At 67.1% G+C, this 18540-nt stretch carries 12 protein-coding genes; 10 read left to right on the forward strand and 2 right to left on the reverse strand.

The window, feature by feature from the left end; translation table 11 throughout:
- Positions 1–29 precede the first annotated feature (29 nt).
- The 5 genes from D3869_RS32295 (at position 30) to D3869_RS32315 (ending at position 6092) form a co-directional block, all read left to right on the forward strand.
- On the forward strand, positions 30–1058 hold the full coding sequence (locus D3869_RS32295) for a hypothetical protein (RefSeq protein WP_137143687.1): 1029 nt from the start codon (positions 30–32) through the stop codon (positions 1056–1058).
- A 127-nt stretch (positions 1059–1185) separates the two neighbouring features.
- The gene (locus D3869_RS32300; RefSeq protein WP_175426713.1) at positions 1186–2085 is read left to right on the forward strand and encodes a class I SAM-dependent methyltransferase; all 900 of its coding nucleotides are present in this window, start codon (positions 1186–1188) and stop codon (positions 2083–2085) included.
- A gap of 14 nt (positions 2086–2099) precedes the next feature.
- The gene (locus D3869_RS32305; protein WP_137143689.1) at positions 2100–2777 is read left to right on the forward strand and encodes a class I SAM-dependent methyltransferase; all 678 of its coding nucleotides are present in this window, start codon (positions 2100–2102) and stop codon (positions 2775–2777) included.
- 52 nt (positions 2778–2829) lie between these two features.
- The gene (locus D3869_RS32310; protein ID WP_137143690.1) at positions 2830–4647 is read left to right on the forward strand and encodes an asparagine synthetase B family protein; all 1818 of its coding nucleotides are present in this window, start codon (positions 2830–2832) and stop codon (positions 4645–4647) included.
- Positions 4648–4799: 152 nt separating this feature from the next.
- The gene (locus tag D3869_RS32315; protein ID WP_137143691.1) at positions 4800–6092 is read left to right on the forward strand and encodes a nucleotide sugar dehydrogenase; all 1293 of its coding nucleotides are present in this window, start codon (positions 4800–4802) and stop codon (positions 6090–6092) included.
- Between the two features lie 39 nt (positions 6093–6131).
- Here the strand turns inward: D3869_RS32315 and D3869_RS32320 are convergent, their stop codons facing one another.
- Positions 6132–7622, reverse strand: coding sequence for a bifunctional class I SAM-dependent methyltransferase/glycosyltransferase family 2 protein (locus D3869_RS32320; protein ID WP_137143692.1), 1491 nt, complete (start codon positions 7620–7622; stop codon positions 6132–6134).
- Between the two features lie 357 nt (positions 7623–7979).
- Complete coding sequence (gene galE / locus D3869_RS32325) at positions 7980–8978, reverse strand: UDP-glucose 4-epimerase GalE (RefSeq protein WP_137143693.1); 999 nt, start codon at positions 8976–8978, stop codon at positions 7980–7982.
- Between the two features lie 680 nt (positions 8979–9658).
- Between galE and D3869_RS32330 the strand changes: the two genes are divergently transcribed.
- The 5 genes from D3869_RS32330 to D3869_RS32350 all read left to right on the forward strand — a co-directional run bounded on the left by D3869_RS32330 (position 9659) and on the right by D3869_RS32350 (position 18537).
- The gene (locus tag D3869_RS32330; protein ID WP_137143694.1) at positions 9659–10693 is read left to right on the forward strand and encodes a calcium-binding protein; all 1035 of its coding nucleotides are present in this window, start codon (positions 9659–9661) and stop codon (positions 10691–10693) included.
- Positions 10694–10828: 135 nt separating this feature from the next.
- Positions 10829–15025 carry a glycosyltransferase gene (locus tag D3869_RS32335; protein ID WP_137143695.1) on the forward strand — a complete coding sequence of 1399 codons (4197 nt, stop codon included), beginning with the start codon at positions 10829–10831 and terminating at the stop codon, positions 15023–15025.
- A 20-nt stretch (positions 15026–15045) separates the two neighbouring features.
- The gene (locus D3869_RS32340) at positions 15046–15669 is read left to right on the forward strand and encodes a class I SAM-dependent methyltransferase (protein ID WP_137143696.1); all 624 of its coding nucleotides are present in this window, start codon (positions 15046–15048) and stop codon (positions 15667–15669) included.
- 70 nt (positions 15670–15739) lie between these two features.
- A complete protein-coding gene (locus tag D3869_RS32345) occupies positions 15740–16987 on the forward strand; it encodes a glycosyltransferase family 4 protein (RefSeq protein WP_137143697.1) in 1248 nt (415 codons plus the stop codon).
- A complete protein-coding gene (locus D3869_RS32350; protein ID WP_137143698.1) occupies positions 16984–18537 on the forward strand; it encodes a class I SAM-dependent methyltransferase in 1554 nt (517 codons plus the stop codon). Before D3869_RS32345 ends, D3869_RS32350 begins: the two co-directional genes overlap by 4 nt.
- The last annotated feature ends 3 nt before the right edge of the window (positions 18538–18540 follow it).

The raw sequence follows: 18540 nt of genomic DNA on the forward strand, positions 1-18540 counted from the left end.
GCTGCCGTCCTGTGAGTGATGAACAAAAAATGAGCTACGATATCAATCTGGTAATTGAGAGAATTAAGAGCTTCCATGAGAAGCCGCTGCCCCCTGAGGAGCGCTGGTACGGCGTCGGTGCCGTCTTCCGTCGTCTGGCCGATCTGCCAGATGATTTCCCTTTGCGTCTGCAAATCAACCATGGCCCTTATATCGAAGATGGGCCGTTGGCCTTTTACGACAACTCCCCTTTGCCTGTTCTAGTGTGCCGGAAATCCCTGGAGGGATTTCATAGCAGGAGGCCTGGAAAAATTGCCTTTTCCTGCGGAACGGCCCAGGTCTGGTATCGCCGCCTGAACGACATCCAACTGGCCGAGGACGCGGCCGGAACCTTGGCCTTTCCGTGCCATTCCACACACCATATCGAGGCCGTGTTCGACCACAGCGCTTATGCAAAACACTTGCTTGAGTTGCCGGATCACCTCCAGCCCGTCACCGTCTGCATGTACTGGATTGATATTCTAAGCGGATATCATCAGCATTATATTGACATGGGCATTCCTGTCGTATCGGCGGGCCATATGGCGGACCCACTCTTTCTCTCAAATTTCTATGGGAACTTGCGCCGTCACCGCTATACTACTGGAAATGAGATGGGCACTCACGCGATCTTATCGATCGAAATGGGGATCCCCTATTTCCATAGCGGTTCACTTCCTTATTACGAAGATCGGACCGGAGGCGACCCGGACTTTACCACTCAATACAATCACGACTATCAGGGGAGCCGCCCCATGGCGTGGAGGTTCCTCGGGCTTCTTCCCAAGGTCGATTCTTGTCTTGAGATAACGGACGAGCTCAAGTCCTTTGTCAGCTATTTGCATGGTGCCGACGAGGCTCTTGACCGCATCGCCTTGCGCCGTTTCATTGTCGAAGCCTATCTCATGGCAACGCCTGCTGCGAGAATCGCTCTGAACGATGTTTGGGGGGATCGACAATTGCAGAGCCGCTTGGGGCTGGCTTCTTCGGGGTCGGAAGGCTCTGTCCCCGTCACGGTTCTTCCAGGGCAGGACCATTAACGGATTGCTCGCCAAGTGTATGATGTAGTGGACGATTGGGTAACGGAGCGGGGGCCGCCGATCACCTGTCGTTCCACATATGGTTTGCGGCGCACCGGCCCTTTCAGAACACCTAACCGGGGAATGCATGTCGACTGATGATCCCGAACCGCGCGTCCGCGCATGTTACGCGACCTGGGCCCAGTCCTATTTCGCCGATTACTATGGCGCCGATGCTCCCTATCCGCCGGTTCACCGCGAGATCGTCCGCGAGGAATTGCGTCGTTCCGGGGCTCGAAGCGTGCTGGATGCCGGCTGTGGTCCGGCGTCGATCCTGCGCTTCCTTGCAGAGGATGGGTTGGACGTCTTTGGGTTCGACCTAACCCCGGAAATGGTGGATGAGGCGCGGCGCGTTCTGGCGGCGCACGCTGTCCCGGCGGAGCGGCTTTGGCAAGGAAGTGTCCTGCAAGCCGACAGTTTCCAGGCCGCGGGGATTGACAGCCGGTTAGACGCGGTGATCTGCCTGGGTGTTCTCCCCCACATCCGGACCCAGGACGATGCCCAGGTCGCCAAAAATCTTGTGGCCGCTACAGCGCCTGGGGGCTTGGTGATGGCCGAAGCCCGCAACCAGTTCTTTGGCTTGTTCACCCAGAACCGCTTCACCTACGACTTCCTTGCCAATGAACTGATCCGCGTCGGTGATCTCCAGACCAAGGACGGCGGTGCCGCCGTTCCTGACGCCCTGGCCAAACTGCGCAGCCATTTCCGGATGGACTTGCCGCCGGTGCGGAAGGGAACACAGGGTGAGCCGGGTTACGATGAGGTCCTCTCGCGCACCCACAACCCTCTTCTGCTCAAGCAGCAGTTCGAGGAAGCGGGATTGACTGACGTCAGGCTGCTTTTCTATCACTACCACTGCCTGCCGCCGATGCTGGCCCATTACGCGCCCGATTTCTTCCGGCGGGAAAGCCTTTCCATGGAGAATCCCGAGGACTGGCGGGGCATGTTTATGGCGTCCGCCTTCATCCTCACCGGCCGCCGCAGGTGATGAGAAGCCCGGCGATGATCCGTGACGATGGCTGGACCCGCAATTCAATTTGGGAGCACAGTGCCACGGTACGCGATCTCTACGCGCGCCGGTGCCGCCAGGAGGCTGAGGAAATGACTTGCGCGGCCCAAGCCGTGCGTCTGCTGGCTCCCTATGCCGCGCCGGGCGATACGGTTCTTGATGTGGGATGCGGCAGCGGTTACTTCTTCCATTCCCTGGTCCGCGCCGGAATCCGTGCCGACTATGTCGGGATCGACGCATCGCCGGGCCTGATCGCGATCGGCCGACAGGAAATGCCGGCCTTCGGCCTGCCCGCCGAGCGGCTGCGCGTCCTGCGTATCGACGATCTGGACGGGGAAGCGGACCATGTCGTTTGCATGAATGTGCTGTCAAACATCGACAACTATCACCGCCCCTTGGAGCGGCTGTTGAAGGTGGGGCGTAAGACATTGATCTTGCGTGAATCTCTAGCGGATCGCGCAAGTTGCCTCTATGTTCGGGACAATTATCTGGACGACGGGGTCGACCTACGCGTTCACGTCAACACCTATGACAAGGCGGAAGTGTTGGCTTTCATTCGCGCCGCTGGTTGGAGCCCAACCGTGGTTGAGGATGAAAGGACAAACGGCAAGCCCGAAATGATCATAGGCTATCCTCATCACTGGACCTTCATCGTCGCTGTGCGGTCCTGAAGCCCGCCGGGCGCACCGCGCCGTTCCTGCCACCGTCCCGGATTCGAACGCCATGTCCCGTATCGCCGGCATCATCACCGCCCAAGCCCCTAAGCCCCTCGATTCCACCCTAGCGGCGATGGCGACCGGCAACGACTGGAAGCATAGCACTGTGAGTGCCGGTGCGGCGGCCTTCGGTTGGGTTGGCCGACGGGCTCCGGCCCTGGCGGCGCAAGGCAGTTGGATCGTCACCCTGGATGGGACGATCTTCAATCCCGAAGAACTGCCCTCTGCCGCTTCCGATGCGGAACGGCTGCTTGAACTAGTGCGCCGTCATGGCATGGAAGAGGCGCTTGCCCGCATCAATGGCGACTTCGCGGCAGCTGTCTACGATGCGGCGAGCGACACCTTGTGGCTGGGCCGGGACCGCATCGGGCTGAAGCCGCTCTATTATGTCCAGCAGGTCGAGGGGGTTGCCTTCGCCTCCCGCCCCGCCGGGCTTCTGGCGCTGCCCTGGGTCCCGCAGGATGTTGATCAGCGCTTCGTCGCGCTGTTCGCCGGGTCGCATTACCGCAGCATCGACAACGATCCGCAGTCCTCTCCCTACGCGGCCATCCGGCAGCTTCCGGCGGGGCACGTCCTGTCCATCCGGGATGGCCGGGCCAAGCTGTCTCGATACTGGCAACTTAGTGAGGCGTCCGAACGGCTGGAAAGCGAGGCGGAGCTTGCCGAAGAGATGCGCGCGCTGTTGCTCGATGCCGTCCGGCGGCGCATTGCCGTCACGCGACGCCCAGCCTTCACTTTGTCGGGCGGACTCGATTCATCCTCCGTCCTGTCCTGTGCCGTGGAATTGAGCGGGAAGCGGCAGCCTGCTTTCTCCTCCACCTACGCCGACGCCACCTATGATGAGACGGAGGAGATCCGCTCAATGCTGGACGACAAGGTTTCCACATGGAATCCTGTCCGAATCGGCGACTTCGACCTGCTCAATACCATTCGCGACATGGTGCGCGTTCATGACGAGCCGGTCGTCACCGCAACTTGGCTGTCCCATCATCTTCTTACGGCGGAAGTCGCCCGTCAGGGCTATGACGCCCTGTTCGGCGGCCTGGGTGGTGACGAGTTGAACGCCGGCGAGTATGAATACTTCTTCTTCCATTTCGCCGATCTTCGTGCGGCAGGCGAGACCGGCCTCTACCATCACGAGGTCGCATGCTGGGCGAAGCACCACGACCATCCGGTTTTCCGCAAGAACGCCTCTGTCGCGGAGGAGGGACTGGCGCGCATGACCGATACGCTCCGCCCGGGTCTGTGCCTGCCCGACCGTCGGCGTCTCGACCGCTACGCGGCGGCGGTAGAGCCCGGCCTGTTCGACTTGCGCGGCTGGGAACCGGTGATGGATCACCCGTTTCGAAGCTGCCTGCGGAATCGGACGTTTCAAGACATCTTCCGAGAGACGGCGCCGTGTTGCCTGCGCGCTGAGGACCGACAGACAGCGGCGCATGGCCTGGACCGTTTCGATCCGTTCTTCGACCATCGTCTGGTCGAGTTCATGTTCCGTGTTCCCGGCCACTTCAAGATACGTGACGGAATCACCAAGCGCCTTCTACGCGAAGCCATGCGGGGTCTTCTTCCGGAGGAAACCCGCACACGCGTCAAGAAGACCGGATGGAACGCTCCGGCCCACCTGTGGTTCGCCGGTCCGGATGGGGAAGCCATGCGTGACCTGATCGCCTCGCAGCGCTTCCGTGAACTCGGCATTTACAATGTGGCCGTGGTGGAAGGGCTTCTGGATGACCATGAACGGATCGTTGCAAGTGGCGCCCTCCAAGAGAACCATATGATGTTCTTCTGGCAGCTTGCCAACCTGGCGATCTGGTTGGGCTGCTGATCCGGGGACAGGCTGGAGTTGTGTTCGGGCAAACGTCCGCAGATCTTTTCGCTGCGCGGCTCCTTCCACACTTCCCCGCTCCCGAACAGTAAGGAGGCGTGTATAAGACAGCCATCTCCCACCATGCTCTCCTGTGAGGAGCCCTTTCCATCATGACCCATTCTCGCCGCATCTCGGTGATCGGCCTCGGCTATGTCGGCCTGCCCGTGGCCGTCGCGTTCGGGCGGACGGGCGTCCCCGTGGTCGCCTTCGACATCGACGCGCGCCGCATCGCGGCGCTGCGGGACGGGCACGACCACACGGGCGAGGTTCCGGACGCGGACTTGGCGGAGGCCCGCCTGCACCTGACCGACGACCCGGCGGATCTGGCGCGGGCCGACTTCCACATCGTCACCGTGCCGACCCCCATCGACGACGCCCGGCGCCCGGATTTGCGCCCGCTGCTGGCCGCCAGCCGCACCGTCGGGCGGCACCTGAAGCGCGGCGACGTGGTGGTCTACGAATCCACCGTCTATCCCGGCGCCACGGAGATGGATTGCGTCCCGGTTCTGGAGGCCGAGTCCGGCCTGACCTACGGGCGGGACTTCACCGTCGGTTACTCGCCGGAGCGGATCAACCCCGGCGACAAGGAACACCGGTTCGAGACGATCACCAAGGTCGTCTCCGGCTCCGATCCGGAAACGCGGGCGCTCGTCGCGGCGGTCTACGGCAGCGTGGTGAAGGCCGGCGTGCACGAGGCCGCCTCCATCGCCGTGGCGGAGGCCGCCAAGGTGATCGAGAACACCCAGCGCGACGTCAACATTGCGCTCATGAACGAACTGGCGGTGATTTTCCACCGCATGGGCATCGACACCCGCGACGTGCTGGCCGCCGCCGGCACCAAATGGAACTTCCTGAAGTTCCAGCCGGGCCTCGTCGGCGGCCACTGCATCGGCGTCGACCCCTACTATCTGACCCACCGGGCGGAACAACTCGGCCACAACCCGGAGGTCATCCTGGCGGGCCGGCGGATCAACGACACCATGGGCCAGTATGTGGCGCAGGAAACGGTGAAGCGGCTTCTGCGCGGTCGCGTCGGGACGTCCGGGCCGCTGCGCGTCACCGTGCTGGGCCTGACCTTCAAGGAGGACGTGCCCGACATCCGCAACACCCGCGTGGTGGACATCGTGGCCGAGCTGAAAAGCTTCGGGGTGGAGGTCGCCCTCCACGACCCGCTGGCCGCCGCGGATGAGGTGGCCCACGAGTATGGCCTGACCTTGACCGCGCGGGATGCCCTGCCGCCCGCCGACGCGGTGGTGCTGGCGGTTCCGCACGCGGCCTACCGGGCGGAGGGCTGGGACCTGGTGAGCGGCCTGCTGAAGGAGCGGCGGGGCATCGTCATGGACGTGAAGGGCCTGCTCGACCGCGGCGCGGTGCCGGAAGGCGTGGACCTCTGGCGGCTGTGACGCCGCCAGGGTCCTCCAGAGGGACTTCGCGACGGGCGGTCAGAACGCCTTCAGCTTCTTCCAGGCGAACAGCACCATGCGCAGCAGCAGCCAGCCGTGGGTGAAGCGGCTGATCTGCGTCTCGCCGTAGCTGCGGTCGGCGTAGCGGATCGGCACCTCGACGATCTCCAAGTTCAGCTTGGACGCGCCGAAGATCAGGTCGAAGTCGCCGAACGGGTCGAAATCGCCGAAGTAATGGCGGTTCGCCACGATCTGGTCGTAGTCGCGCTTCCACAGCACCTTCGTGCCGCACAGCGTGTCGGTGAAGCGCGTGTTCAGCAGGAACGAGAAGATGCGGGCGAAGGCGCGGTTGGCGATCCAGTTCAGGAAGCGCATGGCCTGGTCGTCCATCGGGTAGACCAGCCGCGTCCCGTTGATGAACTCGCCCCGGCCGGACGCGATGGCGCGGTAGAATTTCGGCAGGCTCTCCGGCGGCACGGTCAGGTCGGCGTCGAGGATGATGAGGATGTCGCCCCGCGCCGCGTTGAAGCCGGCGCGCACCGCGTCGCCCTTGCCCTTGCCGGGCTGCTTCATGACCTTGATGTCCCAGTCCGGATAGGCGGCCTGGACGCGCAGGCATTCCTCGTAGGTGTTGTCCTGGCTGTTGCCCTCGACGTAGATGACCTCCAGGTCCGGGCAGAAGCGCGGCAGGCGGCGGATGGCGTTCTCGATGTTGCCGCGCTCGTTCCGGCAGGGGATCAGCACCGTGCAGGACGGCTGTTTCTCGGGCGCCTGCGGGGCGGGGCGGGCCACCACGTAATTGCGCAGGCACAGCTTCCGGACACCGGGCAGCGGGGCGACGCTGCGGTTGATCAGCGTGCCGAGGCCGAGCAGGCGGCGGGGCACGAGCTGGCGCCATTCCCGCTTCACCGGCTGCCAGCCGGCGAGCGTCAGCAGCCCGGCGATGTCGGTGCTGGACAGCCAGTTGAGCTGGCCCTGCGGCATCTTCAGCCCGAGCGTCTCGGCAAGGCCCAGCACCGGCTCCCACAGGCGGGAGTGGTAGCTGACGATGATGCGGGTGCGCGGCGTGGCGAAGCGGTGCAGATGGCGCAGCGTGTCCTCGATGTCGTCGAGGAAGCCGACGGTGTCCGACAGCAGGATCACGTCGAAGGTTCCGGCGATCTCCGCCAGAACCGCGGGGTCCTCCGCGTTGCCGGTGCGGAACTCCAGCCCCGGATGACGCTGCCGCGCCCGCTCGACCATCGCCGGGCTGAGGTCAATGCCGACCCCGCGCGACGGCTGCAGGAAGGCCAGCGTGTCGCCCGTGCCGCAGCCGACCTCCAGCACCGAGGCGTTCTCCGGCACGAGGAAGCGCAGATAGGCGCGGTCGGCCTCGTGGAAGGCGCGGTTGCGCTCGACCCAGCGGTCGCGCTCCCCGGCCAGCCGGTCGAACAGCATCCGCACGCTTTCCTGGCGGGGCGACAGGGCGCGTGGGCTGCCGGCTCCGGCGGGGGTGCCGGACACGGTTTCCTCAAGGGCTTCAACGGTCATGGGTAGGGTCCGCAACAGCGTTTTCGGAAGCGTCCCGGCTTCCGTGGGACAGGGCAGGCCAGGCAAGGCCGCCGGCGGCATGCCGGGCCCGCCGAACCGCGCGCCGGCCGGCGCGCGCCATCCTGGTCCCGAGCCTGCCGCGGACCAACCGGGGTTCATCCCCCGAGGCCGGGAAAGCGGGAAAGGTGGTTTGCAATCTCATCCGGCAAGAAGGCGGTGTGTGCGGGCGGGCGCACTGTAGCCTTCGGCCGGCGGGATTGCCACGCTTTCCATGGTGCTGCCCATGGCGCTGTCCATAACGCTGCTTGGTCCGGCGCGTTCGGTGCGCGCCCACGCCGGACCAGGCGGTTATGTCGGTTATGTCAAGGAGCGCTCCCAGGCGAGCGCGTCGCGCACGATCCCATCCAGCCGGTCGTGCTTGGGGACCCAGCCGAGCCGCTCGCGGATGCGGTCGGCCTTGGCGACGAGCTGGGGCGGGTCGCCGGGGCGCCGCGGGGCGAGCGTGGCCGGCACCTTCTCCCCGCTGACCTCCTCCAGCGTGCGCACCACCTCATGGACCGAGGCGCCGCGCCCGTAGCCGCAGTTCAGCGTCAGGCTCTCGCCGCCGCGCCGCAGATGGAGCAGCGCCAGCACATGGGCATCGGCCAGATCGCTGACGTGGATGTAGTCGCGGATGCAGGTGCCGTCGGGCGTGTCGTAGTCGGTGCCGAAGATCGACAGCGCCGGGCGCCGGCCGAGCAGGGCTTGGCAGGCCACCTTGATGAGGTGCGTCGCGGTCGGGGTCGCCTGGCCGGTGCGCCCCGCCGGGTCGGCCCCCGCCACGTTGAAGTAGCGCAGGATGACGCTGCGCAGTCCGTGCGCCGCCCCGGCGTCGCGCAGCATCTGCTCCGTCATCAGCTTGGACGTCCCATAGGGGTTGATCGGGGCGGTCGGGGTCGCCTCGTCGATCGGCACACGGTCCGGAGCGCCGTAGACGGCCGCGGTTGAGGAAAAGACGATGTTGCCGACCCCCAGCCGCACGCAGGCGTCCATCAGGGTCAGGCTGTTGACCGTGTTGTTGCGGTAGTAGGCGAGCGGCTTCTCCACCGATTCCGGCACGACGATGGAGCCGGCGAAGTGCATCACCGCATCCACGGCATGGTCGCGGATGACCCGCTCCAGAAGCTCGGCGGACCCGACGTCCCCTTCGACCAGGGGGACCGAGGCCGGAACGGCCGCACGCCGGCCCGTCGACAGGTTGTCGATGGTCACCGCGGGGATCCCGGCGTCGGCGAGCGCATGGAGGACGTGACTGCCGATGTAGCCCGCCCCTCCGGTCACCAGGACACGGTGTGGGGTTGCCGGTTCGTCAAGCATGCTTCCCGCTTCCTTTCGTCCTTACGCGCCAAGCCATCCGTCGCCAAGCCGCCCATGCGGCCCGTCGCCAAGCCGCCCATGCGGCGCCGGCTGGTTCGCCGGCATCGGCGCTCCCTGACCTGGGAATGGAGGGAAATCCTGTCAACGCAGCCCGAATCGCCATCCAGGCCACCAATCCGGAGGGCGATGGCGGAGTGGTGGCACTCCCTTGGGCGGTGGTGGCTCCATCGGTGGCGCGCATTGCGGGCAAAGAAGGAAGAGATTTATCGACTTTTCCAATTGCCGGTTCGGCACCCCGAACCTCATAGGTCGCGGTTTCCCTACGGAAGACGGTGTGGAGATACGGTTAAGTCCCGTCCTAAAGTACCTAAGATACAAAAAGCCTGGACCAAAGGGACTTTCTCATGGAGCGGCCGCAGAATACCCCCCTGCGGCGAGTCATCGGCGCATGAATATGTGAGTTTCCGCGCGTAATCGCAAATTCATGCGCGCCCAAGGTTTGTCACAGCCCCGAAACATTATCCGTTCCGATCACCCTCCATTCAGGGTAGACCGCTCAAGGGGTGTAACCTTTATGGCGGGTCTCATTCCGCACTTGCAAAAAAGGGTTACCAATGATATCGAGCGCTAGGCATGCCATAAGGCACAAAGTCTAGTCACTTTGGCGGGGGTTTCCACATATGTCCAGCTCGAGCACCATCACCGGTGGCGTTACCAACAACAACGTCAGCACCGCCTCCACCCTGGCGGGTGCCATTCTGAAGAACACCAGCCTCGTCGCGACGAAGGCGGATACCAAGGCGCTCGTTCTCGGCGACGACGCCCTGCAGCAGAACAAGGGCGTCGTGGCCCTCTCGAACGAGAACAACACGGCGCTGGTTCTGAACACCAGCACCGCGGCGACGCTGCTCGGCGGCGCCGGCAACAACAACGTCCTCGTCGCCAACGACGCGGCCGGCACGGTTCTGCAGGCCGGCACCGGCACCGGCCAGACCCTGATCGGCGGCTCGGGCGGCCAGCTCCTCGGCACCAGCACCGTCGCGGGCGCCTCCGCCACCATCTTCGGCGGCTCGGGCGCCGACACCGTCGTGGCCGCGGCCGGCAACAACGTGCTGACCGCCGGTGCGGGCAACAACCAGATCCACGCGATCGGCGGCAACAACCAGATCTTCGCGGCCGGCAACGACACCGTCTTCGCGGCGGGCGGCAACGCCACCATCGGTGCGGGCACGGGCAACGCGCAGCTCCTGATCACCGGCGGCAACAACCTGATCGCCGGCGGCCAGGGCAACACCACCATCGCTTCGGCGGCGGGCAACAACACGATCTTCGGCGGCTCGGGCAACACCACCATCGCCGGCGGTGCGGGCAACGACCTGCTGATCGGTTCCACCGCGAAGTCGGGCAAGGCCGTCATCGGCGGCTTCGACGGCAACGACACGATCATCGGCGGCGTCGGCAACGACACGCTGTTCGGCGGCGCCGGCAACGACATCTTCGTGTTCAGCACCGTCTTCGGCGGCGGCAAGCACGTCATCGGCGACTTCAAGGCCGGCACCGACCTCATCGCGGTCCAGGGCTACGGCCTCACCGCGGCCCAGGTCGCGTCGCGCGTCACCGTCGCCGGTGGCAACTCGGTCCTGTCGCTGTCGGACGGCACGCAGATCACGGTCGCCGGCGTCACCAACCTGACCGCCAGCAACTTCGCCGTCTAATCAGAGTCTCTGCACGACCCAATGGACCTGCCGAGCAATCGGCAGGTCCATTTTTATGCGCTTTTTCTCTCTGCCTTTTCCCGGCAGGAAAGGCCGGTTCCAGACCATCCAAAGTCCATGGCAAGGCCTTCCTTCATGACACCGTCCGGCGGATCGAAATCCCAGGCGCGGCGCCTGGACGTGCGGCGCCTGGAAGAGCGGATCGCCGCCGGGCAGATCGCTGAGGCGGAAGCCGTGGCGCGCGCCCTGCTGCGCCACAGCGACACCCACGCACCGGGCGCCACCGGGCTCGCCCGCTGCGCCCTGGCGCGGGGGGATCTCGCCGCCGCGCTTCGCTGGGCCGAACGCGGCGCCCGGTTCGCGCCCAACGACATCGCCCTGAAGGCCTTCTTCGCCGCCCTGCTGATCGCCGCGGGCCGTCCGGCCGAGGTGCCGCCGCTGCTGGCGGATGCCGTCGAGCGGGCCGCCGTTCCCACCGCGGCGATTGCCCTGGGACAGGCCCTGGCCCGTCTGGGGGCGATGGACCGGCTGGTTCCCCTTCTCGTCCGCCAGCTTCACCTCTTTCCGGTGAGCGTCGCCTCTCTGCTGGGCGACCTCGCCGACCATGTAGTTCTGTCCGGAGGCGCCGTCGGCTGGGCCGCCGCGGACATTGGCCTGCAAATCGTCGGCGCCCTCTCCGCCGAGGCCGGCGGTACCATCCGGGTCACTTCCGCCCGGCACGAGACGCTGCTCGTCATGGACCGCGCCTCTTTTCTGCGCCGCTATGGGCGGCCGGATGGCGACGGCCCGGTCCGCTTCATCCTGCCGGTGGAGGCGGAACGGGAGGGGGAGACGCTTTCCGTCACCCTCGACGGCGTGGCCCTGCTTGGCGCGCCGTTGCGCCCCCGGCGCCACCCCGCGGTCGAAGGGAGCGCCCTGCTGATTGACGACGAAGGAGCACCGGGGTCGTCCGGCGCGGCGATCACCGGTTGGGCCTGGTGCCCTGGCGATCCGCCGCAGTCCGTTTCCGTCCGGGTGACGGATGGGACCGGGCGCTCCGTGACGGTGTCCGCTGACCGTCCGGCGGAGGGTGTCCGCGCCAGAGGGGCGGAGGACGGCAACTATGGCTTTCTCATCGATCCGGCGGCCGCCGGCCTGTCTCCGGGGCTGCTCCATGTGACCGCCGAGCCGGGCGACCAGCCATTGGCCGGAAGTCCCCTGCCCTGGCCCGGTCCCGGACGGGCCGCGTGGTCCCCCGCGCCGATCGGTCCCATCCCGCCCCGCCCCGCGCGCGCGGCGCGTCCCTCGCCCGTCGTGGACGTCGTCGTTCCGGTGTATGGCGGGCGGGAGGAGACGCTGGCCTGCCTGCGCTCCGTCATCGCGGCGGACGACGCCACCCCCCGCGAGATCGTCGTCATCGACGACGCCAGCCCCGATGCGGACCTCGCCCGCGATCTGGCGGCCCTGGCCGGCGAAGGGCGCATCACCCTGCTTCGCAACGCCCGGAATCTGGGTTTCCCCGCCACCGTCAACCGCGGGCTGGCCCTGCATCCCGACCGCGACGCGGTTCTGCTCAACGCCGATACGCTGGTGTCCGGCCCCTGGCTGGAGCGGCTGCGCGCCGCGGCCTGGTCGGCGCCGGACATCGGCACCGTCACGCCGCTGTCCAACGACGCCACGATCCTCAGCTACCCGTCGGGCACCGACCGCCCGCCGCCGCCCTCCCTGGCGGAGACGGCGGCATTCGACCGGCTTGCCCGGTCGGTGAATCCCGGGTTGCGGGTGGACCTGCCGACGGCGGTCGGCTTCTGCGCCTACATCCGCCGCGACTGCCTGGAGGAGACCGGGCTTTTCGAAGAACGGCTGTTCGGGCGGGGCTATGGGGAGGAGAACGACTTCTGCCTGCGCGCGCGCCGCCTGGGCTGGCGCCACGTCGGAGCCGCCGACCTGTTCGTGGCGCATGTGGGCGGCCGCTCCTTCGGGCGGCAGAAGGCGATCCTCGCCGCGCGGAACGGCGAGCTGCTGGAGCGGCTGCATCCCGGATACGACGCCCTGGTCAAGGAGTTCATCGCCGCCGACCCGCTGATGGCCGCGCGCCGCCGTCTCGATCTGGCCCGCTGGGCGGAGGAGAAGGGAAGCAGGCGGGCGCCGGCCGTTCTGCTGGTCACGCTCGCCGGCCGCGGCGGGGTCACCCGCTTCATCGAGGAACGGTCCGCGGCGCTGCGGGCGGAGGGTTGGCGCGTCCTGCAACTCGTCCCGGAGAACGCCGGGGATGATGAGGACGAAGACGAGGACGAGGATGGTGATGAGGGGGACGGCGCGGGCCGCGGTTCGTCACGATCCATCGTGCCGTCCCGGGCGGCCCTGGCCGAGCGGCGCTGCCGGATCATGGTCCTGGACCGGCCCGATCTCCACGATCTGGTGTTCCGCACCCGCGCGGAGTTCGACGCGTTGGTCGACGCCCTGCGGCTGGGGGGAACGACGGCGGTCGAGATCCACCATCTGCTGGGGCACGACGCCGCGGTGCTCGATCTGGCCGGGCGGCTCGGCGTGCCGTACGACCTCACCATCCACGATTACGGCCTGATCTGCCCGCGCCTCAGCCTGGTGGACAAGACCGGCCGCTATTGCGGGGAGCCGGACCTGCCCGCCTGCGAGCGCTGCACCGCCGATCCGGAAGACCGGGCCGATCCCGACGTGACGGTGGGCGCCCTGCGCCGGCGCATGCGCGCCCTGGCCGCCGGGGCGCGGCGGGTGACGGCGCCGACCCGCGACGTGGCGGCCCGGCTGCTGCGTCACATCGACCCGCGCCCCATCGAGGTCCGGTCCTGGGAGGATGTCGCGCCGCCCCCCGCCCGCCCGCGGCGTCAACGGAACGATCGCCGGTGGCGGGTCTGCACGATCGGCGCCGTCGGCATCCAGAAAGGCTATGAGATCCTTCTGGCCTGCGCCCGCGATGCCGCGGCGCGGAACCTGCCGCTGGAGTTCGTCGTCGTCGGCTTCAGCGAGAAGGACCCGCCCCTGTTCGAGACGGGGCATGGCTTCGTCACCGGCCGCTTCACCGAGGAGGAGGCGGTCGCCCTGGTGAGCGCCCAGGAGGCGGACATCGCCTTCCTGCCGTCCATCTCGCCGGAGACCTGGTGCTACGCCCTGTCCACCGCCTGGAAGGCCGGTCTGGAGGTGGTTGCCTTCGACTTGGGAGCGCTGTCCGAACGCATCCGTGAGAAAGGTGGCGGGCACTTGCTGCCACCGTTGCTGGAACCTGCGACAATCAACGACACGCTCCTGGGTGTCCTTGACGCTCATACGCCGCATGGCGTAGCAATCGGGCGGTCCGTTTCCTTTCGGCCTACTTTCAGGCCAGACAGTTCGGCGGCGGATTCGGATGGTCCGGGCCTACGCCGTTCAACCTTTCAATCCCGCGGGGGGTCGTCGATGTCCGGTAGCGTTGCGTCCGCAGAAGCCCATCCATCCAACCAGATCAAGGCGACGGCCCAGACCCTGTCCCTGGTCCCCGGCTTTTACTCTCTGCTGGTCACGGCGGGCGGCGGGGCGGCGGCCTCGGGTGAATTCCCCTTGCCCAGCGTCCAGCTGGCGGCGGCTCCGAACAACCTTCCCGGCGTCACCATCGAGATGATCGGCAGCGTGGCGGGCAACTGGCTGGCCAAGCCGGGCGACACCGTCATCATCAAGGTGTCGGGCGGCGCCGCGACCGTGGTCCTGTCCTCCTACAAGCATGTCGACCGCCCGAACGCGCTCCTGTCGCTTCAGTTCGCCCGCATCGACGACGCCCAGACCTCCGCGTCGCAAGCCGCTCCGGTGGCCGCCGCCGCGCCCGTCCAGGGCGCCCCCTTCCAGAACGCAGCGGTCCAGAACGCACCGGTCCAGGCTCCGCCGGCCTCGCAGGCCGTCCGTCCGCGCGCCGAGATCCTGGCCCATGTCCAGCGCCAGGGCGACCTGCGCTTCACGGATTCCAACTGGGCCGGCGCCGTCGGGCAGCGGCTGTGGATCGAGGCTTTCTCGATCACCCCGACCGAGGGCATCGCGCCGGAGGATCTGGAGTACAAGGGCCTGACCGCCAACGGCTGGGAAACCCCCTGGATCAGCGGCGGCGGCATGTGCGGCAGCCGCGGCCTGGGAACGCCGCTGATCGGCTTCTCGATCCGTCTGCGCGGGGCCGCGGCTGAGCGGTTCGACTGCGTCTATGAGGGCGCCTTCGTCAGCGGCTACCGCTCTCCCACCGGGCAGAACGGCAGCCCCTGCCGCTCCGACGCCATCGGCGATGCCCTGGAAGGTCTCCTGCTGCGCTTCGTGGAGAAGCAGACCGGCGCCGTTCCGCCGCGTTCCTATTGATCCGGAACGCCTCCAGGCCGATGCTCAAGACCGTGCTCAACGTCGGATGCGGTCAGCGCGCCATCTCGATCCTCGGCACCTCCCTGCCGGCGGATGAGTGGCGGGAACTGCGTCTCGACATCGACCCGGACGTCGACCCGGACATCGTCGCTTCGATGACGGACATGGCCCCGGTGCCCGACGGGTCGGTGGACGCGGTCTGGTCGTCCCACAACCTGGAGCATCTCGACCCGCACGAGGTGCCGGTGACGCTGAGGGAGTTCCTGCGCGTCCTCAAGCCGGGCGGCACGCTCCTGCTGACCGTGCCCGACCTGCAGGCGGTGGCGAAGCTGGTGGCGGAGGATCGGCTGGACGAGGCGGTCTACGAATGCAGGCAGGGCCCGATCCGGCCGTTGGACGTCATCTACGGCTACGGTCCGGCCCTTGCCGCAGGCAACCGCTTCATGGCCCACCGCACCGGCTTCACCCCAAACCTGCTGGGGCGCCTGTTGCAGGAGGCGGGGTTCGAGCCGGTGGCGATCTGGCGGCGGGCGGCGGCTTACGAGTTGCAGGTCAAGGCCTTCCGTCCCCCCGCCTCGGCGGCGGCGCTGGAGGAGTTCGGTTCGCTCCTGCAAACCCCGGCCCTGCGAACCCCGGCGGGCTGACGCCCCTGGATCAGGCTCATCCAGGTCCGCGGCGGGTTGCGGGCCTTCTTTGCGGAATCGGCGGCACGCGATGAACTATCTCTTTGTCCACCAGAACTTTCCGGGCCAGTACCAGCACATCGTGCAGCATCTGGCGGCCCAGCCGGGCAACCGCGTGGTCTTCATCTCGCACGAAAGCCCCGCGTCGATTCCCGGCGTGGAACGCGCCGTCTATCAGCCGTTTCGGACCGCGAAATCGACGACCCACCATTACATCCAGGAACTGGAGCTGGCGGTCGTCTACGGGCAGAGCGTCTACGAGGTCTGCCGCCGCCTGAAGGCCGAGGGATTCCGTCCCGACATCATGATCGGGCACAACGGCTGGGGCGAGACGCTGTACATGAAGGACGTCTGGCCGGACGTTCCGCTGCTCGCCTATTTCGAATTCTTCTATCACCTGCGGGGCGCCGACATCGGCTTCGACCCGATGATGGCGGTCACCGAGAACGACGGTCCGCGGGTGCGCACCAAGAACGTCATCAACACGCTGGGCTTCGAGGCCGCCGACTGGGGCCAGACGCCGACCGGCTGGCAGTGGTCGCTCTACCCCGACTACATGCGCTCCCGCATCAGCGTCATCCACGAGGGCGTGGACACCACCATCGTCCGCCCGGACGCCGACGCCTGGTTGCGTCTGCCGTCGGGCCTGACGCTGACGCCCAAGGACGAGGTCATCACCTACGTCGCCCGCAACCTGGAGCCCTACCGCGGCTTCCACGTCTTCATGCGCGCCCTGCCGGGCATCCTGAAGCGGCGGCCCAAGGCCCATGTGCTGATCGTCGGCGGCGACGAGGTCAGCTATGGGCAGGTGTCCCCCGACGGACGGAGCTACCGCGACATCCTGATGGCCGAGCTCGGTTCGGGGATCGACCGGAACCGCGTGCATTTCCTGGGCAAGCTTCCTTACGGCACCTACCTGACGGTGCTCCGCGTCTCGTCGGCGCACGTCTACCTGACCTACCCCTTCGTTCTGTCCTGGTCCTTCCTGGAGGCCATGGCGGCGGGCTGCCTGGTCATCGGTTCCGCCACCATCCCGGTGGAGGAGGTGCTGCGCGACCGGCAGAACGGCCTGCTGGTGGACTTCTTCGACGGGGCGGCCCTGGCCGACCGCATCGACGAGGTGTTCGAGCATCCCGACCGGATGCAGACGCTGCGCGACCGGGCGCGGCGGACGGCGGTGGAGAATTACGATCTCCGCACCGTCACCCTGCCCCGCCACCTCGCCCTGATCGACGATCTGATCGCCGGGCGGAACCCCGCGGAAAGGACGCCGAAATGAACGCGTGGAGCGACGGCTACAACGCCGACATCGCCTACACCCACGGTGCCTACCGCGAGCTGTCGCCCGGTTACCTGTCCTATGTCTGCCTGCTGAACGGTGTCCGCCCGCCGCGCACCGACCGGCCCTTCCGCTATTGCGAGCTGGGCTGCGGCCAGGGCGTGACCCTGAACATCCTGGCGGCGACCCACCCTCACGGGCGCTTCACCGGGATCGACTTCAACCCGCTGCACGTCGCCGGCGCGCGCCGGCTGGCCGAGGACGCCGGGCTGGCCAACGTGGCCTTCCATGAGCGCAGCTTCCAGGAGGTGGTCGCCGGCGCGCTGCCCGCGGAGGAGGCCGGCGAGGGCTTCGACTTCATCGTCCTGCACGGCGTCTACAGCTGGGTCAGCCCGGAGAACCGCCGGGCCGTGGTGGACATCCTGGAGAGGATGCTGAAGCCCGGCGGGCTGGTCTTCATCAGCTACAACGCCATGCCGGGCTGGGCGCCGGTGCTGCCCCTGCAGAAGATGATGCTGGCCCACGCCGCGGCCAACCCGGCCCGCAGCGACCGCCAGTTCGATGCGGCCCTGGCCTTCATCAACCGGCTGAACGAGGCCGGCGCCGGCTATTTCGCCATCAATCCCACCGTCGCGCAGCATCTCGGGACGATCGCCACCCAGAACCGCCAGTATCTGACCCACGAATATCTGAACACCCATTGGGAGCCGCTGAGCCACAGTCAGGTGGCGCAGGACATGGCGCGGGCGAAGCTGGGCTATGCCTGTTCCGCCAACATCCCGCACAATTTCGACGAGCTGTCGGTGCGCCCGGAACTGCGGCCCATCCTGGCCGAGATCGCCGACCCGGTGATGGCGGAAACGGTGCGCGACTTCGCCATGAACCAGGTGTTCCGCCGCGACATCTACATCCGTGGCCTGGACCGGATGCCTGCCGCCGAGGCCGCCGGCGCGCTCCGCCGCCTCCGCTTCACCCTGACGGTTCCGCGCGAGAAGGCCAGCCTGGCGATTCCGGTGCCGTTGGGCGAGTTGCGCCATGACGAAAGCCTCGGCCTGCCGATCCTGGACGCGCTCGCCACGGGCACGCCGAGCCTGGGCGCGATCGAAGCGATGCCGGAAATGGCCCGTCACGACTTCGGGACCATCTCCCGTTTCCTGGCCCTTCTGGTCTCCGCCAACCACGCCCACCCCTTGGCGGAGCTTTCGGAGACCGCGCGCGAGGCGTCCCTCCGGCTCAACCGGGCGATCGCCCAGCGCATGCTGATCGACGAGAGCCTGTTCTTCCTGGCCGCGCCCACGGTCGGGCTGGGCATCGGGGCCGACGCCATGGAACGCCTCGTCCTGGCCGGGCTGCTGTCCGGGCAGCCGCTGGACGTCCAGCCGCTTGCCGGCTTCGTGACGGACGCCCTGCGCGCTCTGGGCCGCTCGGCCGTCGCGGAGGACGGGTCGGCCATTTCCGATCCCGTGGCCATGCGCTCTCTGGTCACACTGAGGCTGGCCGACTTCCTGCCGCACAAGCTGCCGGTGTGGCAGCGGCTCGGCATCCTGTGACGG

Origin of the sequence: Azospirillum brasilense (assembly GCF_005222205.1) — a bacterium.
Taxonomy (GTDB): domain Bacteria; phylum Pseudomonadota; class Alphaproteobacteria; order Azospirillales; family Azospirillaceae; genus Azospirillum; species Azospirillum brasilense_G.